Source organism: Stenotrophomonas sp. YJH_SMC_110, from assembly GCF_059369255.1.
Genome location: NZ_JCAFSM010000010.1, coordinates 123,293 through 147,911 on the forward strand (window position 1 = coordinate 123,293; position 24,619 = coordinate 147,911).

The 24,619-nt window shown below is 68.3% G+C and carries 20 protein-coding genes, 1 other RNA gene and 1 pseudogene; 6 read left to right on the forward strand and 16 right to left on the reverse strand.

Translation table 11 applies throughout. The features are described from left to right. Positions 1-85 precede the first annotated feature (85 nt). The 13 genes and pseudogenes from ftsA to mraZ all read right to left on the reverse strand — a co-directional run bounded on the left by ftsA (position 86) and on the right by mraZ (position 14,413). Complete coding sequence (gene ftsA / locus AC5P6H_RS17330; protein ID WP_005408083.1) at positions 86-1,321, reverse strand: cell division protein FtsA; 1,236 nt, start codon at positions 1,319-1,321, stop codon at positions 86-88. Between the two features lie 68 nt (positions 1,322-1,389). Continuing rightward, positions 1,390-2,067: pseudogene (locus AC5P6H_RS17335) on the reverse strand (cell division protein FtsQ/DivIB); the annotation flags it as partial. Then, on the reverse strand, positions 2,064-3,026 hold the full coding sequence (locus tag AC5P6H_RS17340) for a D-alanine--D-alanine ligase (protein WP_014645943.1): 963 nt from the start codon (positions 3,024-3,026) through the stop codon (positions 2,064-2,066). The pseudogene AC5P6H_RS17335 and the gene AC5P6H_RS17340, both read right to left, overlap by 4 nt. After that, positions 3,023-4,459 (reverse strand): UDP-N-acetylmuramate--L-alanine ligase, encoded by a 1,437-nt coding sequence (gene murC, locus AC5P6H_RS17345; RefSeq protein WP_014645942.1) that lies wholly within the window; start codon positions 4,457-4,459, stop codon positions 3,023-3,025. The genes AC5P6H_RS17340 and murC overlap by 4 nt, the downstream gene beginning before the upstream one ends. 40 nt (positions 4,460-4,499) lie before the next feature. Continuing rightward, on the reverse strand, positions 4,500-5,588 hold the full coding sequence (murG, locus tag AC5P6H_RS17350) for an undecaprenyldiphospho-muramoylpentapeptide beta-N-acetylglucosaminyltransferase (protein ID WP_445392161.1): 1,089 nt from the start codon (positions 5,586-5,588) through the stop codon (positions 4,500-4,502). Further along, the gene (gene ftsW / locus AC5P6H_RS17355; RefSeq protein WP_014645940.1) at positions 5,585-6,910 is read right to left on the reverse strand and encodes a putative lipid II flippase FtsW; all 1,326 of its coding nucleotides are present in this window, start codon (positions 6,908-6,910) and stop codon (positions 5,585-5,587) included. Before ftsW ends, murG begins: the two co-directional genes overlap by 4 nt. Before the next feature lies 1 nt (position 6,911). Continuing rightward, positions 6,912-7,997, reverse strand: coding sequence for a phospho-N-acetylmuramoyl-pentapeptide-transferase (mraY, locus tag AC5P6H_RS17360; RefSeq protein ID WP_004154219.1), 1,086 nt, complete (start codon positions 7,995-7,997; stop codon positions 6,912-6,914). Then, the gene (locus AC5P6H_RS17365; protein ID WP_495202912.1) at positions 7,987-9,381 is read right to left on the reverse strand and encodes a UDP-N-acetylmuramoyl-tripeptide--D-alanyl-D-alanine ligase; all 1,395 of its coding nucleotides are present in this window, start codon (positions 9,379-9,381) and stop codon (positions 7,987-7,989) included. Before AC5P6H_RS17365 ends, mraY begins: the two co-directional genes overlap by 11 nt. Then, positions 9,378-10,886, reverse strand: a complete 1,509-nt coding sequence (locus AC5P6H_RS17370) for a UDP-N-acetylmuramoyl-L-alanyl-D-glutamate--2,6-diaminopimelate ligase (protein WP_495202913.1) — start codon at positions 10,884-10,886, stop codon at positions 9,378-9,380. The genes AC5P6H_RS17365 and AC5P6H_RS17370 overlap by 4 nt, the downstream gene beginning before the upstream one ends. After that, positions 10,883-12,727, reverse strand: a complete 1,845-nt coding sequence (locus AC5P6H_RS17375; RefSeq protein WP_014645937.1) for a peptidoglycan D,D-transpeptidase FtsI family protein — start codon at positions 12,725-12,727, stop codon at positions 10,883-10,885. The genes AC5P6H_RS17370 and AC5P6H_RS17375 overlap by 4 nt, the downstream gene beginning before the upstream one ends. After that, the gene (gene ftsL, locus AC5P6H_RS17380; RefSeq protein ID WP_005415286.1) at positions 12,724-12,987 is read right to left on the reverse strand and encodes a cell division protein FtsL; all 264 of its coding nucleotides are present in this window, start codon (positions 12,985-12,987) and stop codon (positions 12,724-12,726) included. Before ftsL ends, AC5P6H_RS17375 begins: the two co-directional genes overlap by 4 nt. After that, a complete protein-coding gene (rsmH, locus tag AC5P6H_RS17385; RefSeq protein ID WP_495202914.1) occupies positions 12,984-13,952 on the reverse strand; it encodes a 16S rRNA (cytosine(1402)-N(4))-methyltransferase RsmH in 969 nt (322 codons plus the stop codon). Before rsmH ends, ftsL begins: the two co-directional genes overlap by 4 nt. A 14-nt stretch (positions 13,953-13,966) precedes the next feature. Continuing rightward, complete coding sequence (mraZ, locus tag AC5P6H_RS17390; protein WP_004143635.1) at positions 13,967-14,413, reverse strand: division/cell wall cluster transcriptional repressor MraZ; 447 nt, start codon at positions 14,411-14,413, stop codon at positions 13,967-13,969. A gap of 324 nt (positions 14,414-14,737) precedes the next feature. Here mraZ and AC5P6H_RS17395 point away from each other — a divergent pair, with 324 nt between their 5' ends. Both AC5P6H_RS17395 and AC5P6H_RS17400 read left to right on the forward strand, forming a co-directional pair. Continuing rightward, positions 14,738-15,526 carry an NRDE family protein gene (locus AC5P6H_RS17395; protein WP_495202915.1) on the forward strand — a complete coding sequence of 263 codons (789 nt, stop codon included), beginning with the start codon at positions 14,738-14,740 and terminating at the stop codon, positions 15,524-15,526. Between the two features lie 356 nt (positions 15,527-15,882). Further along, positions 15,883-16,362, forward strand: a complete 480-nt coding sequence (locus tag AC5P6H_RS17400) for a DM13 domain-containing protein (protein ID WP_049405822.1) — start codon at positions 15,883-15,885, stop codon at positions 16,360-16,362. An 88-nt stretch (positions 16,363-16,450) separates the two neighbouring features. Here AC5P6H_RS17400 and rnpB read toward each other — a convergent pair. Both rnpB and rsmI read right to left on the reverse strand, forming a co-directional pair. Continuing rightward, positions 16,451-16,802: RNase P RNA component class A (gene rnpB / locus AC5P6H_RS17405), an RNA gene on the reverse strand. A gap of 151 nt (positions 16,803-16,953) precedes the next feature. Further along, a complete protein-coding gene (gene rsmI / locus AC5P6H_RS17410; protein ID WP_014645933.1) occupies positions 16,954-17,772 on the reverse strand; it encodes a 16S rRNA (cytidine(1402)-2'-O)-methyltransferase in 819 nt (272 codons plus the stop codon). 81 nt (positions 17,773-17,853) lie between these two features. Between rsmI and AC5P6H_RS17415 the strand changes: the two genes are divergently transcribed. The 4 genes from AC5P6H_RS17415 (at position 17,854) to AC5P6H_RS17430 (ending at position 22,070) form a co-directional block, all read left to right on the forward strand. Beyond that, the gene (locus tag AC5P6H_RS17415; RefSeq protein ID WP_169411178.1) at positions 17,854-19,575 is read left to right on the forward strand and encodes a penicillin-binding protein activator; all 1,722 of its coding nucleotides are present in this window, start codon (positions 17,854-17,856) and stop codon (positions 19,573-19,575) included. After that, complete coding sequence (locus tag AC5P6H_RS17420; protein WP_041864068.1) at positions 19,565-19,933, forward strand: YraN family protein; 369 nt, start codon at positions 19,565-19,567, stop codon at positions 19,931-19,933. Before AC5P6H_RS17415 ends, AC5P6H_RS17420 begins: the two co-directional genes overlap by 11 nt. 110 nt (positions 19,934-20,043) lie before the next feature. Then, positions 20,044-20,688 carry a metal-dependent hydrolase gene (locus tag AC5P6H_RS17425; protein WP_049440207.1) on the forward strand — a complete coding sequence of 215 codons (645 nt, stop codon included), beginning with the start codon at positions 20,044-20,046 and terminating at the stop codon, positions 20,686-20,688. Further along, positions 20,685-22,070 carry an FAD-binding oxidoreductase gene (locus AC5P6H_RS17430; RefSeq protein ID WP_495202916.1) on the forward strand — a complete coding sequence of 462 codons (1,386 nt, stop codon included), beginning with the start codon at positions 20,685-20,687 and terminating at the stop codon, positions 22,068-22,070. The genes AC5P6H_RS17425 and AC5P6H_RS17430 overlap by 4 nt, the downstream gene beginning before the upstream one ends. Before the next feature lie 464 nt (positions 22,071-22,534). On the opposite strand, the gene AC5P6H_RS17435 is transcribed toward AC5P6H_RS17430, so the two are convergent. Next, positions 22,535-24,556, reverse strand: a complete 2,022-nt coding sequence (locus AC5P6H_RS17435) for an acyltransferase family protein (protein WP_425604384.1) — start codon at positions 24,554-24,556, stop codon at positions 22,535-22,537. Positions 24,557-24,619: the final 63 nt, after the last annotated feature.

The following is a 24,619-nucleotide window of genomic DNA, read 5'->3' on the forward strand; positions in this document are numbered from 1 at the left end:
TGGGTTGTGTGTAGCCGGTATTGCGTTGTGATGCGGGTACTGCGGGTGTTGCGCCCGGGCGAGGCCCGGGTTTACGGGTTCCGCGTCAGAACTCGCCGCGGAACCAGGTCTTGAGTTTCTTGAACATGCTTCCGGCGCGCCCGGTGGGCAGCGACGGCCGCCGCGGGTGCTCGATCTGGCTGCCCATCAGCAGCAGGCCCACGCCGGTGGCGTGTACCGGGTTGCCGACCACTTCGCCCAAGCCGGTGACGTGCTGCGGGATGCCCACGCGCACCGGCATCTGCAGCATTTCCTCGGCCAGTTCGACCACGCCTTCCATCTTCGACGCGCCACCGGTCAGCACCATGCCGGCGCGCACCAGCTCCTCGAAGCCGGAGCGGCGCAGTTCGGCCTGCACCATCTCGAAGATTTCCTCGTAGCGGCCCTGCACGGCCTGCGCCAGCGAATGGCGCGGCATGCGGCGCGGCGGGCGGTCGCCCACCGACGGCACCTGGATGCTCTCCTCGGCCGTGGCCAGCTGGGCCAGGGCGCAGGCATAGCGCACCTTGATCTGCTCGGCTTCCGGGGTCGGCGTGCGCAGCATGTGCGCGATGTCGTTGGTCACGTGGTCGCCGGCGATCGGCAGCGAGGCGGTGTGGCAGATCGCACCCTGCACGAACACCGCGATGTCGGTGGTGCCGGCGCCCATGTCGACCAGCACCACGCCCAGCTCGCGCTCGTCGGCGGTCAGCACCGCCACGCTGGAGGCCAGCGAGGACAGCACCAGGTCGTCCACCTGCAGGCCGCAGCGCTGCACGCACTTGCTGATGTTGGCCGCCGCCGACTGCGCGCACACCACCAGGTGCGCATGCACTTCCAGGCGCACGCCGGTCATGCCGACCGGGTTGCGGATGCCTTCCTGCGAATCGTCCAGCACGTACTCGCGCGGGATCGCGTGGAGGATCTTCTGGTCGGCCGGGATCGCCACCGCCTTGGCCGCGTCGAGCACGCGATCCAGGTCGCCCCAGGTCACTTCACCGTCGCGGATCGGCACGATGCCCGGCGAGTTCTTGCACTGCACGTGGTTGCCGGAAATCGAGGCGTACACCGAACGGATCTCGCAGCCGGCCATCAGCTCGGCTTCTTCCACCGCGCGCTGGATCGACTGCACGGTCGATTCGATGTCCACCACCACGCCGCGCTTCAGCCCGCGCGATTCGTGCGAGCCGATGCCGATCACTTCGATCGGGTTGCCCGGCGAATACTCGCCCACCAGCGCCACCACCTTGGAGGTGCCGATGTCCAGGCCAACGATCAGCGATTTGTCACCCTTGCGATTCATGTCCTTTCCTGCGTGCTTCTGGCCGGGGTCGCCGGCGTTTTCGCCGGCGTGGCCGGGGTACCCCAGCTCAGCGTGAAACCATTGGTGTAACGGAGGTCGGCGCGCTCGATCGGCGCGTCCTGACGGTTGAGCTGCGGCAGTACCTTGACGAAGCGCTGCATGCGCGAGCGCGCGTCGTCGCGGCCGACCACCACTTCGGTGCCGTTGCTCAGCACCAGCGACCAGCTGCCGCGTGCGTCCATCGTCACCCGGCGCACATCGACGCCGGCCGGTGCGAACAATGCACGCGAGTCGCTGTACAGCTTCATCACTTCCGCGGTCTGGCTGTCCGGGCCATCCAGCTCCGGCAGCGCCAGGTCGGACAGCTTCTTCGGCGTGGGGAACAGCTTGCCCTGCTCGGACACCAGGCGGTCGGTACCCCAGCGGGCGAACGGCTTGTGCTCGACCAGGGTCACTTCCAGCACGTCCGGCCACTGCTTGCGGACCTGCGCGCTTTCCACCCACGGCAGCTTTTCCAGGGCGTCCTGCGCGTCCTGCAGCTTGACCGCGAAGAAACCGGCGCGCGCATACGGCAGCAGCACCTGCTGCAGCTGTTCGGCCGGCACCCGCTTGAACTCACCATGCACGCGCAGCTTCGCCAGCGGCCAGCGCTCGGCGCCGACCCAGCCATTGACTACGGCCACCACCGGCAGTGCAACCACCGACAGCGCCAACAGCCAGACGAAGATGCGCAGCACCGCGTTCATGCGTGCGAGGCCTCCAAGGTCTGTTCCAGCACGCGCCACACCAGTTCCTCGAAACCGATGCCGGCCTGGCGGGCCGCCTTGGGCACCAGCGAATGGCTGGTCATGCCCGGCGCGGTGTTCACTTCCAGCAGGAAGAAACGGCCGCTGTCGCGATCGCGCATCACGTCCACGCGGCCCCAGCCACGGCACCCGGCGGCACGGAACGCGGCCAGCGCGATGCGCCGGATGTCCTCTTCGTCGCCACCGTCCAGGCCCGGGCACAGGTACTGGGTGTCCTCGGCGATGTACTTGGCGTTGTAGTCGTACCACTGGCCCTTGGGCACGATGCGGATCGACGGCAGTGCGACGTCGCCAAGGATGGCCACGGTCAATTCGTCGCCGACCACCATCTGCTCCATTAGCAGCTGGCCGTCGTAGCGCGCAGCCAGGGCCACCGCTTCATCCAGCCCGGCGTCATCGGTGACCCGGCTGATGCCCACGCTGGAGCCTTCGTTGGCCGGCTTCACCACCACCGGCAGGCCGAGTTCGGCGGCATTGGCGTGCACGTCCTCGGCAGTGACCTTGCGGTACTGCGGGGTTGGCAGGCCCAGCGACAGCCACACCTGCTTGGTGCGGATCTTGTCCATGCTCAGCGCCGAACCCAGCACGTTCGAGCCGGTGTACGGCACGCCGAAGGCGTCCATCAGGCCCTGCACGATGCCGTCCTCACCGCCACCGTTGTGGCCGTGCAGGATGTTGAAGACGCGATCGATGCCACCGGCGGCGAGCGCGCTGGCGAGCGCCGGAATGCCGTCCACCGCGAACGCATCGACGCCACGCGACTGCAGGGCTTCGAGCACGTTGCGGCCCGAATCCAGCGACACCTCGCGTTCGCTGGAACTGCCGCCCAGCAGCACGGCGACGCGGCCGAACTCGGCCGGGTCGGTCACGCGCAGCGGCGGGAAGGTCAGCGTGCTCACGCCTGGCCCTCCCCCTTGAAACCTTCCACCGCGATATGGGTGGCCACGGCACCGATGTCGCCGGCGCCCATCATCAGCAGCAGGTCACCGTCCTGCAGCACGTCCGGCAGCACGCTGGCCAGCTCGGCGGCCTTGCCCACCACCACCGGCTCACTGCGGCCACGCGCACGGATGGCACGGGCCAGCGCGTGCGAGTCGGCGCCGGCAATCGGTTCTTCACCGGCCGGGTAGACCTCGCTCAGCACCAGCGCATCAACGCTCGACAGCACGGCGGCGAACTTGTCGAACTGGTCGCGGGTACGGCTGTAGCGGTGCGGCTGGAAGGCCACCACCAGGCGCTTGTCGGCCCAGCCACCACGAGCGGCGGCGAACACTGCCTCCAGCTCGCTGGGGTGATGGCCATAGTCGTCGATGATGCGGACCTTGGCGCCACTGGCGGTGGTCACCTCGCCCAGATCGTTGAAGCGACGGCCGACACCGGCGAAGCCCTCCAGCGCGCGTGCGATCGCGTCCGGGGCCACGCCCAGCTGCCAGCCCACCGCAGCGGCGGCCAGCGCGTTGAGCACGTTGTGCCTGCCCGGCAGCGCCAGCACCACTTCCTGGCTGGTGCCCTGCGGCAGGCGCAGGGTGAAGCGCATGCGCGACCCTTCCTGCACCACGTTCTCGGCGCGCACGTCGGCCTGCGGGCTCATGCCGTAGCTCATCACGTGGCGAGGGGTCCTGGCAGCCAATGCCGCCACTTCCGGATCATCGATGCACAGCACCGCCAGGCCGTAGAACGGCAGGCGCTGCAGGAACTCGGCAAACGCCGCCTGCACGCGGGCGAAGTCGTTGCCGTAGTTCTCCAGATGATCCGCATCAATGTTCGTGATGATCGACATCAGCGGGTTCAGGCGCAGGAAGCTGCCATCGCTTTCATCAGCCTCGGCCACCAGCCACTGCCCGCCACCCAGCTTGGCGTTGGCACCGGCGGCCAGCAGCTGGCCACCGATCACGAACGTCGGGTCCAGGCCACCTTCGCTCAGCACCGCAGCGGTCAGGCTGGTGGTGGTGGTCTTGCCATGGGTACCGGCCACGGCGATGCCGCGGCGGAAGCGCATCAGCTCGGCCAGCATCGCCGCACGCGGCATGATCGGAATGCGCTGGCTGCGTGCTTCCATCAGTTCCGGGTTGTCTTCGCGGATGGCACTGGAGACCACCACGCAGTCGGTGCCCAGCACGTTGGCCGCGGAGTGGCCGCGCATGATGCGCGCACCCAGGCTGGCCAGGCGGCGGGTCGCCACGTTGTCGGCGTTGTCCGAGCCGGACACTTCATAGCCCAGCGTCAGCATCACTTCGGCGATACCGCTCATGCCGGTGCCGCCGATGCCGACGAAATGCACGCGCGGGAACGCGCGCACCAGGTCGTTGGTGTCGTGCAGGCGGCGGATCATGCGCGGCCTCGCGCAGGGCAGGCGCGGTGGCATGCCTTCTTCATACAGCTTCCTCGAGAATGATATCGGCGATGCGCTCGGCGGCATCGACCTTGGCCAGGGCACGCGCGGCTTGCGCCATCTGCATGCGGCGGGCGGGATTTTCGGACAGATCGCGCAGCAGTGCGGCAATGCCGTCGGCCAGCGTTCCGTCCTGCTTCAGCAACACCGCCGCGCCGCGCTCGACCAGGTACTCCGCGTTGCGGGTCTGGTGATCGTCGACGGCAGCGGGAAATGGCACCAGCACGCTGCCGACACCGACCGCGCACAGCTCGGCCAGCGTGGACGCGCCGGCGCGGCAGACAACCAGGTCAGCCCAGGCGAAGGCTTCGGCCATGTTGGCGATGAACGGCGTGATTTCCGCCTGCACACCGGCCTTGGCGTAAGCCTCCACCGCTTCGGCATGCATCTTCTCGCCGCTCTGGTGGCGCACCTGCACCGGCAGGGCGGCGCCCAGCGCGGCAATCGCCTGCGGCACGCCGGTATTGAGGGCACGCGCGCCCTGGCTGCCGCCCACCACCAGCACGCGCAGGGGGCCTTGCCGGTCGGCGAAGCGCTGTTCCGGCGGCGCGATGGCAGCGATTTCCGCGCGCACCGGGTTACCGACGAACTCCTCGCCCTTGGCGAAGGTGCCCGGGAAACCGGTCAGCAGGCGACGCGCATAACGTGACAGGATGCGGTTGGTCAGGCCCGGCGCACGGTTCTGCTCATGCACGATCAGCGGCAGGCCATGCAGGCGCGTGGCCATGCCACCGGGGCCGGAGGCAAAGCCACCGAAGGCGACCACCGCGCGCGGCTGGCGCTGGCGGATGATGAGCCCGGCCGCGCGCAGCGCGCGCATCAGCCGCCACGGCGCCGCCAGCAGGGCCAGCTTGCCCTTGCCGCGCAGGCCAGTGATGGCCAGCGTATCGATGGCGATGTCGTGCTGCGGCACCAGGCGGGTTTCCATCGCACCGTCGGCGCCCATCCAGGTCACCGGCACGCCGCGCTGGCGCAGCACGCGGGCCACGGCCAGGCCGGGGAAGATGTGACCGCCGGTGCCTCCGGCCAGGATCATCACCGGGCGCCCACTCTCGGTGGCTGCACTCATGACAGCCTCCCGAAGGTCGGTTCGATGCGCGACTGCAGGCGGCTGGTGCCACGTGCGGCGCTCGCTGCAGCGGACGCGGGTGCGACCGGCTCGGCACGCATCGGCACGCTGGCGTCCACCGCTGCGGCGGGCTTGTCCATCGGTTCGGCCGCGGCGTCTTCGGCGCCACCGATGCGCACGGCCTGGCGGCGCTCGGCGCGCTTGAGTTCATACGACACGCGCAGCAGCAGGCCCATCGCCACGCAGGTCATCAGCACCGACGAACCGCCGGAGGAGATCAGCGGCAGGGTCAGGCCCTTGGTCGGCAGGATGCCCAGGTTCACGCCGATCGAGACGAAGGTCTGCATGCTGATCCACAGGCCGATGCCGAAGGCGATGTAGCCGGAGAAGTGGCGCTTCATTTCCACGCAGCGCATGCCCAGCCAGAAGGTGCGGCCGACCAGCAGCGCATACAGCGCCACGATCACGCAGGTACCCAGGAAACCGAATTCCTCGGCGGTGACCGAGAAGATGAAGTCGGTGTGCGCTTCGGGCAGGTAGTACAGCTTCTGCACGGAGTTGCCCAGGCCGACGCCGGTCCATTCACCACGGCCCACCGCCATCAGCGCGTTGGACAGCTGGTAGCCGTCGCCCTGCTGGTCGGCCCATGGGTCCAGGAAGGAGGTGATGCGGCGCATGCGGTACGGCTCGATGATCGCCAGCGCGCTCATGCCGACCAGGCCGATGATCACCGGCATCGACATGCGCGGCATGTTCACCCCGCCCAGCACCAGCATGCCGGCGGTGATCGCCAGCAGCAGGGTCGAGGAACCGAAGTCCGGCTGCAGCAGCAGCAGCACCACCAGCGCACCGGCCACGCCCAGCGGCTTGAGCATTGCCGGCCAGGTCGCATTGACCTCGTCGCGGAAACGTACCAGGTAGCTCGACAGCCAGACGATGTAGAGCACTTTCACCGCTTCGACCGTCTGGAACTTGGAAATGCCCAGGTTGATCCAGCGGCGCGCACCGTTGACCGTGCTGCCCAGTCCCGGTGCGAACACCGCCAGCAGCAGTACGAAGCAGCCCAGCAGCAGCATCTGGTTGTACTGCTCGATCGACTTCAGCTCGGTGCGGGCGGCAATGACCGCCAGCACGATACCCACCGCCAGGAAGATCAGGTGGCGGTTGAGGTAATAGAACGGGCTGCTCATCAGCGCGATCGAGCTGGAGGCCACCATCACCACGCCGACACCGGTGAGCGCGATGATCGCGCCCAGCAGCCACTTGTCGTAGCTGCCTTCGATGGCTTCAAGGCGTGTTGCCTGGCGGGACAGGTCGTTCATCTCAGCGCACCTTCAACGTGGCCAGGCCGATCAGCACGAGCACAACGGAGATGATCCAGAAACGCACGATCACGCGCGGCTCCGGCCAGCCCTTCAGTTCGAAATGGTGGTGGATCGGCGCCATGCGGAACACGCGCTTGCCGGTCAGCTTGAACGAGGCGACCTGGATCATCACCGACAGCGTTTCGATGACGAACACGCCGCCCATGATCACCAGCACCAGCTCCTGGCGGGTGATCACCGCGATCGTGCCCAGCACCGCACCCAGTGCCAGTGCGCCGATGTCGCCCATGAAGACCATGGCCGGGTAGGTGTTGAACCAGAGGAAGCCCAGGCCCGCGCCGGCGATGGCCGCACAGATGATGACCAGCTCGCCGGCGCCCGGGATCTGCGGGATCTGCAGGTAGTTGGCGAACACCACGTTGCCCGAGGCATAGGCGAACACGCCCAGCGCGCAGGCCACCAGCACGGTGGGCATGATCGCCAGGCCGTCCAGGCCGTCGGTCAGGTTCACCGCGTTGGAGAAACCGACGATCCAGAAGTAGGCGATGGCCACGAAGCCGATGCCGGCCAGCGGCAGCGCGACCGACTTGAACATCGGGATGTAGAAGGTCAGCGCTGCCGGCACGTCGGCCGTGTAGAACAGGAACAGGCCCGCAGCCAGGCCGAAGATCGACTGCAGCAGGTACTTCCAGCGCGACTTCAGGCCGTTCGGGTCACGGCGGACGATCTTGATCCAGTCGTCATACCAGCCGATGGCGCCGAAGCACAGCATCACCGCCAGCACCAGCCACACGTAGCGGTTGCGCAGGTCGGCCCACATCAGCACCGACAGGGTGATGGTGAGCAGGATCAGCGAACCGCCCATGGTCGGCGTGCCGGCCTTGGAGAAATGGGTCTGCGGACCGTCCTTGCGGATCGGCTGGCCGCCCTTGAACTGGGCGAGCTTGCGGATCATCGCCGGGCCCAGCCACAGCGACAGGAACAGGGCCGTCAGCGCGGCAAGGATGGCGCGGAACGTCTGGTAGTTGAACAGCCCGAACAGGCTCTCCAACTGCTGCAACCATCGAGCCAGTTCATACAACATGCGGGGATTCCTCTCCTTGCGCCAGCAGCGCTTTGACAATCGTGTCCATGGCGCTGCCACGGGAACCCTTGACCAGGCAGCGCACGCCGGCGTGCAGCTCGTCCTTCAGCGCCTGCGACAGCGCGTCGTGGGTGGCGAAATGGCGGCCGCCTTCGCCGAAGGCGGAGGCGGCAGCGGCGCTGAGCGGGCCCAGTGCATACAGGCGCTTCAGGCCGGCAGCACGTGCGCGGATGCCGGCCTGCGCATGCAGCGCTTCCGCGTCCGGGCCCAGCTCGCGCATGTCGCCCAGCACCAGCCAGCCCTCTTCCGGCGCCGCGGCCAGGGCATCGATGGCCGCGGCCAGCGACCCGGGGTTGGCGTTGTAGCTGTCATCCACCAGCACCGCGCCATTGCGCAGCTGATGGGCGATCTGGCGACCCGGCACCGGCTGCGCTTCGGCCAGGCCGGCGGCAATCAGCGCCAGATCGACACCGGCGGCCAGCGCCAGGCTGGCGGCGGCCAGCGCATTGCTGACGTTGTGGCGACCCGGCAGGCCCAGCACCACGCGGGCTTCGCCGGCCGGTGCGACCAGAGTGAACTGGCTGCCCTGCGCACCGGCGCGGATATCGCGCGCGGTCACGTCCGCCGAGTGTTCCAGGCCATAGCGCAGCACGCGGCAACGCGCCGGGGTGCTGATGAAATGCTGTTCGAACCAGCGGCCATAGGCATCGTCGGCGTTGATCACCGCCACGCCATCGGCCGGCAGCGCGGCGTAGATCGCGCCCTTGGTCACCGCCACGCCGAGCAGGCTGCCCATACGTTCCAGGTGCGCCGGGGCGATGTTGTTGACCAGCGCATAACGCGGGCGGGCGATCTCGGTCAGGTAGGCGATGTCGCCCGGCTTGCCGGCGCCCATCTCGTAGACGGCGTAGTCGGCATCTTCCGGCGCATCGATCACCGCCAGCGGCAGGCCGATCTCGTTGTTGCGGTTGCCCGGGTTGGCGTAGACCACCTTGTGCGCGTGCTGGGCCACTTGCTGCAGGATCGACAGCAGCAGGCTCTTCACGCTGGTCTTGCCATTGCTGCCGGTGATCGCGAGCACCTCGGTGCCACGGTCACGCTGCATGCCGGTGGCGATCTTCGCCAGCGCCAGTTCGCTGTCGGCCACCAGCACCTGCGGCAGTTCGACCGGCAGCAGGCGCTCGACCAGCAGCGCACTGGCACCGCGCGCCTGCGCGTCGGCCGCGAAGTCATGGCCGTCGAAACGCTCGCCGCGCAGCGCCACATACAGACTGCCCGGACCGAGATTGCGGGTGTCATTGCTGACCGCATCGATGGCCACGTCGTCGCCGTGGATCTCGCCGCCGGCCCAGTGTGCGATCAGCGAAAGCAGGGTGCGCTTCATGCGGCGCCCTCCCCGGCCTGCGCGCTGAGCACACCGGCCTTGGCCGCCAGTGCAGCGGCGGCCACTTCGGTGTCGTCGAAGTCATGGCGCACGCCATTCACTTCCTGGTACGGCTCGTGGCCCTTGCCGGCGATCAGGATGATGTCGCCGGCACCGGCACGCTTCACCGCCAGGCCGATCGCACGCGCGCGGCTGCGCTGCACGGTCACGGCATCGGCGTTCTGGAAGCCGGCCAGGATGTCAGCCACGATCACATCGCCATCTTCGCCGCGCGGGTTGTCGTCGGTGACGATGACCTGGTTGGCCAGGCGCTCGGCGATCGCCGCCATCTGCGGGCGCTTGCCGGTGTCGCGCTCGCCGCCGCAGCCGAACACGCAGAACAGCGTGCCCTGCAGGTGCCCGTGGAGGCTGTCCAGCGCCTGTTCCAGCGCATCCGGGGTGTGCGCGTAGTCGACCACCACCGTCGGCAGGCCGTCTTCACCGCCCAGGCGGTTCATGCGGCCACGGATCGGCTGCAGCGCCGACAGCACCTCGGCAATACGCGGCAGCGGCTGGCCCTGCGCGTGCAGGGTACCGGCCACGGCCAGCAGGTTGTCCACGTTGAAGCGGCCCAGCAGCGGCGACTGCACCGTCGCGCACTGGCCGTCGATGACCAGCTCGAAGGCGATGCCACGACCGTCCAGCTGCAGTGCCTCGGCGCGCACGCTGGCGTCGGTGGCACCACGCGAGCTCAGCCCGATCGCCTGCACGCCGGCCGGCAGGCCCGCGAACAGCTGCCGGCCGAAGGCATCGTCCAGATTGATCACCGCCGCCTTCAGGCCCGGGCGATGGAACAGCCGCGCCTTGGCCGCGCCGTAGCTGGCCATGTCACCGTGGTAGTCCAGATGGTCGCGGGTGAGGTTGGTGAACACCGCCACGTCGTAGTGCACGGCGTCCACGCGGCCCTGGTCCAGCGCATGCGAGCTGACTTCCATCGCCACCGCGCGCGCACCGGCGTCGCGCAGCTGCGCCAGAAGCGCATGCATCTGCAGCACCAGCGGCGTGGTGAAGCCGGTCGGCTCGACCGCACCATAAAGTCCGGCACCCAGCGTGCCGATACTGCCACTGGGCGTTCCGAGCAGATGCCAGGCCTGGGCCAGCAGCAGCACGGTGGAGGTCTTGCCGTTGGTGCCGGTCACGCCGACCATCGCCATCGCCCGCGATGGCGCGCCATGGAACTGGTCGGCCATCGCGCCCATGCGCGCGCGCAGGCCCGGCACGGCGATCGCATCGGCCGGGGCCGGCAGATCGGCCGGTGCCGGCGGTTCGAACAGGATGGCACTGGCACCGGCAGCGCGCGCCTGCTCGACAAAGCCCAGGCCATGCGCGCCGAAACCGGCGATGGCGACGAAGGCGTTACCGGGGCGCACGGCACGGCTGTCCAGCACCAGGCCGGTCAGAACGGGATCATGACCCGCCAGGGCCACGTCCGGAAGCAACTGCGAAAGCAACATCGAAGGACTCATTGCGTGCCTCCCGTAGCGGGCGGCGTCTGGGCTTGCGCGCTTGGCAGCGCAGCGTCGAATTCAGCGGCGGCATCGACCGGCAGCGCGGTCTCGGCCGGCGGCGCAGGCAGGATCGAGGCCGAATGGCCGACCTTGCCCGACTGCTGTGCGGCCAGCCACGACTGCAGGTCGTCCAGCGGCACGTCCATCAGGCGCAGGGTGCCTTCCATCACGTTGTGGTAGACCGGCGCCGACACCAGGCCGCCGTAGAACTTGCCGGCCTGCGGGTCGTTGATGACGATGACGGTAGCGAAACGCGGGTTGGTGGCCGGCACCACGCCGGCGAACAGCGCGTTGTAATGGCCGCGCTCATAACCGCCCGGGCCGGCCTTGCGCGCGGTGCCGGTCTTGCCGGCCACGCGGTAACCCAGCACCGCCGCCTGCTTGGCGCCGCCCTGGGTGACCACCGTTTCCATCATCGCCACCACCTGCCGGGCGACGTTCTCGTCGATGATCTGCTGGCCTTCATTGCGCTGGCCCTTGACGAAGGTCGGCGCGATCAGGCGCCCGCCGTTGGCCAGCGCCGAGTACGCGGTGGCAATCTGCAGCGGCGTGACCGACAGGCCGTAGCCATAGGACATGGTGGTCTTGGTGGTACCCGACCAGCGTGCCGGACGCATCACCACGCCGGCCGATTCACCCGGGAAACCGCTGTGCGGCGCCGAGCCATAGCCGAAGCGGCGCACGCCGTCGTAGAAGGTCTGGTCCGGCATCTTCGCCGCAACCTTGGCCGCACCCACGTTCGAACTGCGGGTGATCACGCCGGTCACGTTGAGCACACCGTTGTTGCGCGGCACGTCGCGGATGGTGAAGCGGCCCAGGGTCATGTAGCCCGGGTTGGTGTCGATGATGGTGTCCTTGGTCACCGCACCGGCCTGCAGCGCGGTGGCGATGGTCAGCGGCTTCATCGTCGAACCCGGCTCGACCAGGTCGGTCACCGCGCGGTTGCGGCGCGTATCGGGGATCGCGCCGGTCAGCGAGTTCGGGTTGTAGGTCGGCAGGTTGACCATGGCCAGGATCTCGCCGGTGGTCACGTCCATGATCACCATCGAACCACCGGCCGCCTTGTTGGCCACCAGCGCGTTGCGCAGTTCCTTGAAGGCCAGGTACTGGATGCGGCGGTCGATGCTGAGGGTCAGGTCCTTGCCCGGCTCGGCGGCGCGCAGCAGATCGCTTTCGACGGTCTCGCCCTTGCGGTTGCGGATCACCCGCTTGGCACCGGCCTTGCCGCGCAGCCATTCGTCGAACGCCAGTTCCAGGCCTTCCTGGCCGCGGTCGTCGATGTTGGTGAAGCCCAGCACGTGCGCCATCGCTTCGCCCTGTGGGTAGAAGCGGCGGAACTCGCGCTGCGCGGCCACGCCCGGAATCTTCAGCGCGACCACCTTCTCTGCCTCGTCCGGATTGATCCGGCGGCGCAGGTACATGAATTCCTTGTCCGACTTCTGCGACAGGCGGCTGCTCAGCTCATCCACCGACATGCCGACCGCCTGGGCCAGCTCCGGGATGCGCTCGGGCGAACGCAGCAGGTCCTGCGGGTTGACCCAGATCGAGGCGACCGGGGTGGACACCGCCAGCGGCTCGCCGTTGCGGTCGGTGATCATGCCGCGCGAGGTCTTGATCGGCAGCTCGCGCAGGTAGCGGGCCTCGCCCTGGCGCTGGTAGAAATCGCTGTTGATGATCTGCACGTAGGCCGCGCGACCCACCAGCGACACCGAGCACAGGCCAAGCGCCAGCGCGACCCAGCGCAGGCGCTGGCGCAGGTTGAAGGCGTTGCGCGGGCGGTTGCGGCCGGTCTTGCTCATGGGCGCACCACCACGATGTCAGCGGCCTCGGGGAACTTCATGCCCAGCTTCTCGCGGGCAATGCGGTCCACGCGGTTGGCTTCGGCCAGGGTGGCCTGTTCCAGCTGCAGGCGGCCGAACTCAAGGTTGATGTCATCGCGCTTGCGCTCGGCACGCGACAGCTCGATGAAGGTCTGCCGGTGGCGGTGGCGCACGAACACCACGCCGATCGCCGAGGCGACGGTGCAGGCCAGCAGGATGATCAGCAGCAGCCGGCTCATGCATCGCCCCCCCGCTTCTGTGCCACGCGCAGCACGGCGCTGCGGGCACGCGGGTTGGCGGCCAGCTCTTCGTCGGTGGCCTTGATGGCGCCGCCGATCAGGTCCAGCGTCGGCACGAACGCAACCGCCTCGGGCAGCCGGCGGTTGGCCGGCGGCGCCTTGGCCAGGCGGTTCATGTACTGCTTGACGATGCGGTCTTCCAGCGAGTGGAAGCTGATCACCGCCAGGCGGCCACCGGGCTTGAGCCGTTCCACCGCCGCATCGAGCCCGGCTTCCAGATCGGCCAGCTCGCGGTTGATGTGGATGCGGATGGCCTGGAAGCTGCGCGTGGCCGGGTGGATCTTGTCCTTCCCACGCGGCATCACCGAGGCGATCAGCTCGGCCAGTTCGGCGGTGCGGGAGAACGGCTGCTTCTCGCGGCGGGCCACGATGGCGCGGGCGATGCGCCGGCTCTGGCGCTCTTCGCCGTAGGTCCACAGCACATCAGCGATCTCGCGCTCTTCGACGCGGTTGATCCACTGCGCGGCGCTTTCACCGCTGTCCGGATCCATGCGCATGTCCAGCTGGCCGTCCTTGCCGAAGCTGAAGCCACGTTCGGCCACGTCCAGCTGCGGCGACGACACGCCGAGGTCGAACAGCACGCCGTCCAGGCCTTCGGCCGTCGCATCCCACTGCAGCAGCTGGGCGAAGCTGCCCCGGAAGATGGACACGCGCGGGTCCGGCGCGAAATCGCGCTCGGCAACGGCGATGGCTTCCGGATCCTTGTCCATGACCAGCAGGCGCCCCCCGGGACCGAGCTGGGTGAGCACGCCACGTGCATGACCGCCACGACCGAACGTGCCATCCAGATAACGTCCGTTTTCGATCACCCTCAGGCCTTCAAGGACCTGGGTGTACAGGACCGGCAGGTGCACCGCCGGCGACTGCGACACCGGAAGGTGACCGGCCTGCGCTTCTGGGCGCATCCGGGCACCCCGGCTCACAACTTCAGGTCGAGCAACCCATCACCCAGATCCTCGTCAGACAACGTCTGCTGGATCAGGGCCCGATGCGCCTGCTCGCTCCACAATTCGAACTTGTCGCCCATACCGAGCAATACCGCCTTCTTCTCAATGCCCACCGCACCGCGGTGGCTGGCGGGGATGCTGATGCGACCGTTGCCGTCCAGTTCCAGATGGGCGGCCGAGCCGACCAGCTTCTGCTGCAACAGGCGCACGACGCGCTGGGTGTTGGGCTTGGACATCACATCGTCGCGGACCCGCTCCCATTCCGACTCTGCATACAGCCACAGGCAGCCGGCTTCGAACGGGTTGTAGGTCAGCACGAGACGGTTGTTGCTGGCGCGCGCGACGAGGTCGCGGTAAGCGGTGGGAACCGCCATGCGCCCTTTGTCGTCAACTGTGATGGCCGTCTCGCCCTGGAACACGACGCCTGCACCTTGTCCTTCGCCCGGTGAAACATTGAACCACGAAAACCCACAAAACACCCGGATTTCCCTCTGATGCCCACCTTAGCAGCGGGCCGAGGGTTGTCAACAACTTTTCAGCGGGGAAATCGCCAGCCGCATCAATGGCTTGCAACAACCTTTAGAGAATTGTTCAAGGCTTATCCACAAGTTGCTGATCCGTCTCAATTTTTGAGATTGAACGGAAGTTCAGGGGCGTGGAGAGGGCGTGAAACATCGGCCGCGCATTCATCCGGAACGGGCCGGAAACGGCGCCGGACTGCGCAAACCGTGCACAATGAGGCCATGTGCCTGCTCGCTCTTGGCTGGATGCACCACCCGCGCTGGCGGCTGGTGATGACCGGCAACCGTGATGAGTTCCACGCCCGCCCGACGGCGGCGCTGGCCCCCTGGCAGGATGAGACGTCCGTCATCGGCGGGCGCGATCTGCGCTCCGGCGGTGGCTGGGTCGGGGTTGGCGCCTCGGGCCGGATGGCGGTGGTCACCAACGTCCGCGACCCGCTGGCGGCCCAGACCGGCCCGTCGCGGGGCGCGCTGGTGGCCGACTTCCTGCGCGGCCGCGACCCGGCCGCCGTGCATATCGACCGATTGGCGACCGTGGCTGGCGCCTATGCCCCGTTCAATCTGTTGCTGGCCGATAGCGACAGCCTGGAGTACCTCGGCAACCATCCCGCCGAACGGCAGACCCTCGGCCCGGGCGTGCACGGCATGTCCAACGGCGCGCTGGACGCACCCTGGCCGAAGACCCGGCGGCTGATGGCGGCCCTTGAAGCCTGGCTGCAAAAGGACGGGGTCAGATCCCTTTCGCACGGCGAAAGGGATCTGACCCCGGACCTGACCCCACTCTGGAATGCTCTGGCCGACGAACACCGCCCTGCCGACAGCGACCTGCCCGACACCGGCATCGGCCTGGAACGCGAGCGCTGGCTGAGCCCGGCCTTCATCCGTGGCGATGACTACGGCACCCGCGCCAGCACCGTGCTGCTGATCGACGCCGACGGCCATGGCGAGATCCACGAACGCCGCTTCGGCCCGCAGGGCGCTCCCAGCGGCCAGAGCCACGTCATTTTCTGACCCGGTCATGACGGCCCTTGGCCGGATGCTCTTGGCGGGGGGGTAGTGCCGGCCGCTGGCCGGCAACCTCTGGATCTTCGGATGCAGCATGAAGTTGCCGGCCAGCGGCCGGCACTACCCGCAGCGTGCTGTCGCGATCCACGCGACGGCAGTCGTCATCGCAGCGGGCCTGAAACGTCATTCAGCTTCCAGCCGCGACCACGATCCGTCCGTGCCACAGGGGTTTCAGCATCACAGCCATCCGACTGTGCCCTTTTCGCAATCGGCACTGTGTCTATAAATGTCGCCCCTGACCTCCCAGGGTGATCGCGCCCGGCACCTCGCCGCGCCATCGACCGCAACCCCAAGGAGGCCCCATGCGTCGCATTCTCATCCTGTTCGCCACCCACCTGCTTGCTCTCGGCCTGGGCTTCGGCCTGGGCATCTATCTGCTGCCGATCCTGATCGCCCCCGATGACCCGCCGGTCACGCAGGTGCAGGCCGCGATGAACGACGCCACCTATCGCACCACCTTCCGTCGCGACCTCAAAGGCAGCGACGCGGTGCACTGGGCCGAAGGCAAGGTCAGCGTCAGCGCCACCCAGGTTGCCTTCGACGGCAAGATGGGACCGGGCCCGGACTACAAGGTCTACCTGGTCCGCGACTTCGTCGACAACAAGGCCGACTTCCTGAAGATCAAGGCGCAGGCCCAGCGCATCGGCGAGGTGAAGACCTTCAACCGCTTCCTGGTGGATGTGCCCGCGAACGTGGACGTGGACGACTACACCACGGTGGTGGTGTGGTGCGAGCGCTTCTCGCAGTTCATTTCCGCCGGGCAGTACCGCACGCCGGGCTGAGGACAGCATGGGGTCGGATCCCTTTCCTCCGGAAAGGGATCCGACCCCGCAATCACGGTAGCTCCACGCCATGCGTGGAAGAAGAAGGAGGCGGAGCCGGCCGATAAGCCGGGTTCTGTCGTGGACAGTCATTCCTCTAGGCGTTACGTCACCGCAACGCTCAAGCAACCTACCCGGATCCAACGCGGGCCGCGCCAAAGGATCCCTATTTGGTCTTGCTCCAGGTGGGGTTTGCCGTGCCGGTCTGTTGCCAGACTCGCGGTGCGCTCTTACCGCACCATTTCACCCTTACCGGCCTTCCGAAGAAGACGTAGGCGGTATCTTTCTGTTGCACTTTCCGTCGGCTTGCGCCGCCCAGGCGTTACCTGGCACCTTGCCCTATGGAGCCCGGACTTTCCTCGGCACCCCCGAAGGGATGACGCGACTGTCTGGCCGGCCCCGCCAGCGCATATTCTAGCGTACGCAGGTCCTTCCTGCCGTGCTGATCGCGGCGTCCGGTTCATCCATCCACGCATGGCGTGGATCTTTTCCGCCGCTCTGGTGGGTGCGGATTCTGCTTTGGTGGGTGCGGACCTTGGTCCGCACGATCAATCAACTACCGTACAACGCCTTGCGCGGCGCGCCGGTCAGTTCCGCGGCCAGTTTGGCGGCGGTGGATGGTGGCAGGTGCTCGCTCAGCTTCGCGTAGACGCGGCGGCCATGTGCCAGCTGCGCTTGCTCGTCATCACCCGCGCCCTGCACCATCACCACGAACTCGCCCTTGCGCTGGTTGTCGTCGGCCTCGACCTTGGCCAGCAGGCCCGCCAGGTCACCATCGAGCACGGTCTCGAACAGCTTGGTCAGCTCGCGGGCCAGCACCGCCGGGCGTTCGCCACCGAAGATCGCCGCCATGTCGGCCAGCGATTCGGCGATGCGGTGCGACGATTCGTAGAACACCATCGTGCGCACTTCGCCGGCCAGCGCCTGCAGGCGGTCGCGGCGGCCGCTGGCCTTGGCCGGCAGGAAGCCCTCGAAACTGAAACGGTCGCTGGGCAGGCCGGCCACGCTCAGCGCGGCGATGGCGGCGCAGGCGCCAGGCACCGGGCTGACCTTGATGCCCGCCGCGCGCGCGGCACGCACCAGGCGGAACCCCGGATCGCTGACCAGCGGCGTACCGGCGTCACTGACCAGCGCCAGCGACTCGCCGGCCTGCAGGCGCGACACCAGCCGCTGCGCCAAGGCCTCCTCGTTGTGTTCGTGCAGGGCGACCAGCGGTTGCTGGATGCCGAAATGGGACAGCAGCTGGCCGCTGCGGCGGGTGTCCTCGGCACAGATGGCCGCCACCGAACGCAGCACCTCCTGCGCGCGCGGGCTCAGATCGGCCAGGTTGCCGATCGGGGTGGCGACGACGTACAGGGTTGGGACACTCATTTCAGCGGTACTCACGGGGCAAGGGTAGAATCGTAGCGTGTACCCGGCCAAGGCCGCTGCCCTCATCGCATGGACCCGATCATGAACAAGCCCGCCGCACGGATCTCCGCCCTGTCGTTGTCGCTGATGCTGCTGGCCGGTTGTGCCACCACCAGCCTGACCAGCACCCCCGATTCGCCGGCCCAGGGCCAGGCGCTGGCGCTGATCGAACAGGGCAAGCCGCGCGACGCCGCACTGCAGCTGGAAGGCCTGGCCGCCACGCTGCGTGGCGGTGCCCGCAGCAACGCACTGGCCGATGCGGCCTGGGCCTGGCATCTGGCCGGTGACAGTGCCCGCGCGCGCAGCCTGCTGGGCCAGCTCACCGCCCGCCAGCTGTCCGGCGCCAGCCTGCAGCGCTACCAGCTGACCGGTGCCGAGCTGGCGCTGGCCGACAAGCAGCCGGCGCAGGCGCTGGCCCTGCTGAAGGATCATGCCGACAGCGTTGCGGTCGGCCTGCGCACCCGCTGGCTGCTGGCCCGCGCCCAGGCCCTGCAGGGCACCGGCGATGCCTTCGGTGCCGCCAACGAGCGCGCCCGTGCCCATGCCGGCCTGACCGGCAGCGCGCGCAGCGAGAACCAGGCCGCCATCGCCGGCCTGCTCGGCACCCTCGACGACGCCACCCTGCGCAGCCGTGCCGCCGCGCTGCCGGCCAACGACCCGCTGTACAACTTCGCCGGCCGTGCGCTGATCGCGCGCGGCCTGCCGCTGCCGCGCCCGTTCGACCGCGATGGCGCGGCCCAGTTCGACACCAGCAAGCGCCCGCCGGCGATGAGCGACGGTTACCGCCCGCCGGCCAAGCTGGCCGTGCTGCTGCCGCTCAGCGGCCGCCTGGCCACCGCCGCGCAGCCGGTGCGCGATGGCCTGTTGAGCGCCTACTACGGTGAAAGCCGCCGCCGTCCGGACATCAACTTCTTCGACACCGCCGGCACCCCGGCCGGTGCCCTCGCCGCCTATGACAAGGCGGTCGCCTCCGGTGCCGACTTCGTGGTCGGACCGCTGGGCCGCGACGAAGTGGACGCCGTGTACGGCCGCCAGCAGCTGCAGGTGCCGGTGCTGGCGCTGAACCGTGGCAAGGACGCACCGCCGGCCGGCAGCGCCGGTTTCTCGCTGGCACCGGAAGACGACGGCATCGTCGCCGCCGAATACCTGCGTGGCCGCGAACGCAACCGCGCACTGGTGATCAGCAGCAATGACGACACCGGCCGCCGTTCCGCCGCCGCCTTCGCGCAGCGCTTCGCACAGCGCGGTGGGCAGGTGGTGGCCACCTTCAACGTCAGCGATGCCGTTGGCGATGTCGGCGCGCAGGTGCGCAATGCCGGCCAGGTCGATGCGGTGTTCCTCGCCGTGCGTGCACCGCAGGCCCGCCTGCTGGCGCCGCAGCTGGCGCTGGCCGGTGCCGGTGGCGCCACCCGCGTCGGCACCTCGCAGCTGACCGTCGGCAGCGGCAAGGTGGAAGAAGACGTGGCCCTGGACGGCATCGTCTACCCGAATGAAGCCTGGAACGTGCGCAGCGTGTCCGGCCTGCCCTCGGCCAGCCAGGTGGCCAGCACCCTGCCGAGCGCACGCGGTGCGGCCGGCCGCCTGTTCGCGTTCGGCGCCGACGCCTGGAAGATCACCGCCTATCTGGACAAGCTGTCCAACGAAGGCGGCCTGGACGGTGCCACCGGCACCCTGTTCCTGGACAGCAACGGCAACATCCTGCGCCAGCCGGCATGGTCGACCTTCAATGGCGGCCGGCCGATGCCGATCGTCGGTGGTCGCTGAGCGCAGCCAACGTGGCTCGGCGGTGGAAGCCGCCGCCGAGCAGCATCTGCAACAGGCCGGACTGCAGCCGCGCGCGCGCAACGTGCGTTATCGCGGCGGTGAACTGGACCTGGTGATGGACGATGCCGGCATCGTGGTGTTCGTGGAGGTGCGCTATCGCGCGCGATCAGAGTACGGTGGCGGTGCCGCTTCAGTCGATGCGCGCAAATGCCGGCGCCTGGCGCATGCCGCGCAGCTGTACCTGCAGGACCACCCCGCGCTGGCCAATGCGCCCTGCCGCTTCGACGTGGTGGAAGCCAGTGGCGAACCGCCGCAGCTGCATTGGCTGCGTGACGCATTCCGGCTGGATGATTGCTGATGTGTACTGTCCGCCTTGGTAGAAGCCGACCTTGGTCGGCGCGTCTGTGCCAACCAAGGTTGGCCCCCGCCAGAGCGCAGCCTGGCCGGCACTACCATGGTGCGTGACTGATGCCTTCGATCATCACCCATGCCGCCGTGCCGCTGGCGCTGTGGTGCGCCGCTGATCGTGGCCGCATCCCGCCGCGCCTGCTGGTTGCAGGCGTGATCGCCGCGATGCTGCCCGATGCCGATGTACTGGCCTTTGCGCTGCACATTCCCTATGCGGATGCCTTCGGCCATCGCGGTGCCAGCCATTCGCTGCTGTTTGCCGGCGTGCTGGCGGCATTGGCGGCGGCGTTGGCGTTCTTTGGTAGTCGCCGACCTTGGTCGGCGCAGCACAGCTCCGGTAGTCGCCGACCTTGGTCGGCGGTTTCGTGCCAACCAAGGTTGGCACCTACCAAGGCAGGGCCAACGGTGGCATCGACCGTACAAGCCGCTGTATTCGTCTTCGTCTGCGCCGCCAGCCATCCACTGCTGGATGCGATGACCTCCGGCGGCCTCGGCGTCGCACTGGCCTGGCCGTGGAGCGAACACCGCTTCTTCGCACCGTGGCGACCGATCCGCGTTTCACCCTTCGCCCCACAGTTCTTCAGCGCACGCGGCGTGGCTACCCTGCTCTCCGAACTGCGCTGGGTGTGGCTGCCACTGGCCGGCGCCGTTGTCGCCTGGAAACTGATCCAACCCGCTCCTGCTGCCTCTCGAGATCCGTCATGAGTCCTGCCCTGCCTGCTGCCCTGGTCGCCGAACTGTCCACCCTGCTGGGCGCGGAGGGCTGGCGCATGGATGACAGCGCGCTGGAGGCCAACGCGCAGGACAATTCATGGCGCCGCCAGCGTCCGGCAGCCGTGGCGCTGCCCGCCGACGTCGAACAGGTTCAGGCACTGGTACGTGCCTGTCGCGCGCATGGCGTGGCGCTGGTCGCGCGCGGCGCCGGCACCGGCACGACCGGTGCAGCCGTCCCGCGGCCGGGCAGCATCGTGCTATCGTTCATCCGCATGGACCGCATCGTCGAGATCCGCGCCGGTGATCGCTGCGCGGTCGTGCAGCCCGGCGTGCTCAATGGCACCCTGCAGCAGGCACTGGCCCCGCATGGCCTGTTCTGGGCGCCGGATCCTTCCAGCGCCGAGATCTGCAGCATCGGCGGCAACCTCGCTTGCAATGCCGGCGGCCCGCGCGCGGTGAAGTACGGCACCAGCCGCGACAACGTGCTGGGCCTGGTGGCGGTGACCGGCACCGGCGAGCTGATCCGCTGCGGTGGTGCCTACACCAAGGACGCCACCGGCTACGACCTCACCCATCTGCTGGTGGGCAGCGAAGGCACGCTGGCACTGATCGTGGAAGCCACGCTGAAGCTGACCCCGTTGCCGGTCAGCCAGGCCGGGCTGCGCGTGCTGTACCGTGATGCCGATGCTGCTGCGGCCGCCGTATCGCGGTTGATGTCGCAGCCGGTGGTACCCACCCGCCTGGAATTCATGGACGCGCGCAGCCTGGAGCTGCTGCGGCTCAATGGTGCTGACGTGCCAGAGGCCGGTGCGATGCTGCTGGTCGAGGCCGATGGTGACCACGACACCCTGCCCTATCTGCTGCAGGCCCTGGCCAGCGCCGCCGAAGGCGACGGCATGATCGAACTGGACGTGGCGATGGAAGGCCGCGCACGCGACCAGCTGTGGGCGGCGCGCAAGGCGCTGTCGCCTGCGCTGCGCAGTGTGGCGCCGGGCAAGATCAATGAAGATGTAGTGGTCCCGGTGTCGCGCATTCCGGAGCTGGTGGCCGGCGTGCAGGCGCTGGCACGTGACTACACGCTGACCATCGTCACCTTCGGCCATGCCGGCAACGGCAACCTGCACGTCAACATCCTCTACCACCCGGACGATGCCGACGAGAACACGCGCGCGCATGCCGCGCTGCCAAGGATCTTCGAGCTGACGCTGGCATTGGGCGGCACGTTGTCGGGCGAACACGGCATCGGCCTGGCCAAGCGCGATTTCATGGCGCAGGCCTTCACCCCGGAAACACTGGCAACGATGCGCGCGATCAAGGCCGCGCTGGACCCGGACGGCATCCTCAACCCCGGTAAGGTGCTGCCGCCGGCATAGACTGCGCGCACTCCTGCGCGCTCCTGTAGAGCCGAGCCATGCTCGGCTGCTCTTCGACCAGATCGCGATGACGCCCGCGCTGTGCGCGCAAGCCGAGCGTGGGCTCGGCTCTACAACGAGGTGTCGTTCACCTTCGCGCTCCTGTAGAGCCGAGCCATGCTCGGCTGCTCTTCGACCAGATCGCGATGACGCCCGCGCTGTACGCGCAAGCCGAGCGTGGGCTCGGCTCTACAACGACGTGTCGTTCACCTTCGCGCTCCTGTAGAGCCGAGCCATGCTCGGCTGCTCTTCGACCAGATCGCGATGACGTCCGCGCTGTGCGCGCAAGCCGAGCGTGGGCTCGGCTCTACAACGACGTGTCGTTCACCTTCGCGCTCCTGTAGAGCCGAGCCATGCTCGGCTGCTCTTCGACCAGATCGCGATGACGCCCGCGCTGTGCGCGCAAGCCGAGCGTGGGCTCGGCTCTACACCGTCTTGTCGGCTGCGATATCGATCAGGGTCTGCCGGAAACTGGGCAGCAGCACGCGGTTGCCATGCCCGCTCAGGTGATCATTGTCGAAGAACAATGGTTCGCCGTCTTCCACCGCCGAACAGGCCTGCGGCCCACACAGCAGCGGCAGCGGATCCCACACGGTCATTGACGGGTAACGTGCCGCCAGGTCATCCAGCAGTGCCATCTGCGGCGCCCGCAGCATTTCCAGATCCGCACGCGGCATGCTCAGACCGCCGGCACACGCCGGATTGCGGCGGTTGAACCAGTCTGAACAGCGGTACGCACCGGCCTTGAACAGCGGCAGCGGTGCGTCGATCACCACCTGTACGCCCAGCTTCTGCAAACGCCCCAGCACGCGTTCGGCTTCGTCGCGTGCAGCCTGTGCATGCGCGGGCGTGCGCTCGGCCAGCAGCTGTTGATAGATCTGCTGTGCATCCTGCCGCTGCCAGTCGAACCCACGCAGTTCCGGCATGCGCAAGGCCGTCAGCAGCACGATGTCACCCGGGCGCGCCTCGCGTTCGATGGTCGACAGCGTGTCTTCAATGAAGTCCTGGCAGTCGGCCGGGCTGGCCCGCAGCAGGTTGACGAAGCTGCAGCCGCCGCGATCCTGCTGGCGCACCTCCATGCCGGTCTGCCGCGCGACCATGCTGGTCATGGTGCGATACGCCGCCGCATGCGAGTCGCCGGCCACGAACAGGCGCCGCCCTTCAAGCGCCGGCGCACTCACCGGTTCCAGCGGGCGCCACGCCGGGTAGCGACGCGCCTGCCATGCGTAGCCGTTGCGGGTCACGCTGAGCGAGACCTGCTCGTGGTACTCCACCGTTGCCCAGGCGCCCGCACCGCACAGCGCCACCAGCGGCAACGCCATCGCCAGCACCTTGGCCGGTGCCAGCCGCAGCAGCGGCGCCGCACTGCGCAGCGGGCGCTCGATGAAGTGGTAGGACGCGGCCGACACCGCCAGCAGCAGCACCGGATACAGCCACAGCGCGACGCCATGCAGGCCATAGGTCCAGCGCAGCAGTACCAGCAGCGGCCAATGCCACAGGTACAGCGAATAGGACAGCCGACCCAGGTAGGCCAGCGGTGCGCAGCCCAGCGCACGGGCGATGCGCGATGTCCCCGCTGTCGACACGCCCGCCAACAGCAGCAGGGTACCGGCCACGGTCGCCAGCACGCCCGGCACCGGCATCGCCAACTGCGGGGCGATCAGCACACCCGCGGCCAGCAGCGCCAGGCCCGCCACGGCAGCCGCGTCGCTGCCCTGGCGTGGCGTACGTTTATGCATCCACTGGTAGAGCAGCGCACCTGCGGCCAGCTCCCAGAACCGCGCCGGCAGCAGATAGAACGCCGACGCCGGCGCCGATCGCGCCTGCCAGCCCGCCCACGCCAGCGACAGCATGGTGAGCGCCGGCAACAGCCAACGCGCCCCCGGCCAGCGCTCACGCCCGCGCAGCCACACGAAGAACAACAGCGGGAAGACCAGGTAGAACTGCTCTTCCACACCCAGCGTCCAGGTATGCAGGAACGGATTGAGTTCAGCGCCGGGCGAGAAGTAATCGTCCTGCTGGCCGGCCAGCACGATGTTGCTGAAACCGACCAGCGCGGCCCAGCCGGTCTGGTCGAACTGCTCATTGCGCCACGCGCGGGGAATGAACAGTGCCGACAGTACGAAAGTGGCCATCAGCATCACCAGCAGCGCCGGCAACAGGCGCAGCACGCGACGCCGGTAGAAATCGAGCAGCATCGCACCCAGCGATGCTTGGGCGCGCGAGGCCAGCGACTGGCTGATCACGAAGCCGGATACCACGAAGAACAGGTCCACACCGGTGAAGCCGCCGGGCAGCCACGTCGCGTTGGTGTGGAAAAGGACGACGGCCAGCACCGCCAGTGCACGCAGGCCATCGATGGCGGCGTTGTGGGAACGTTCGGGAGAGGACACGCGGGCAACCGGCAAAAGACAGGGCGGCAGCATCGCCACCGTTTGCGCAGTCATTCAATGGACAATCGCGACAGACGTGGACATGGTTCAGGTCCGGCCCCTGCTCGACGCGGTTGT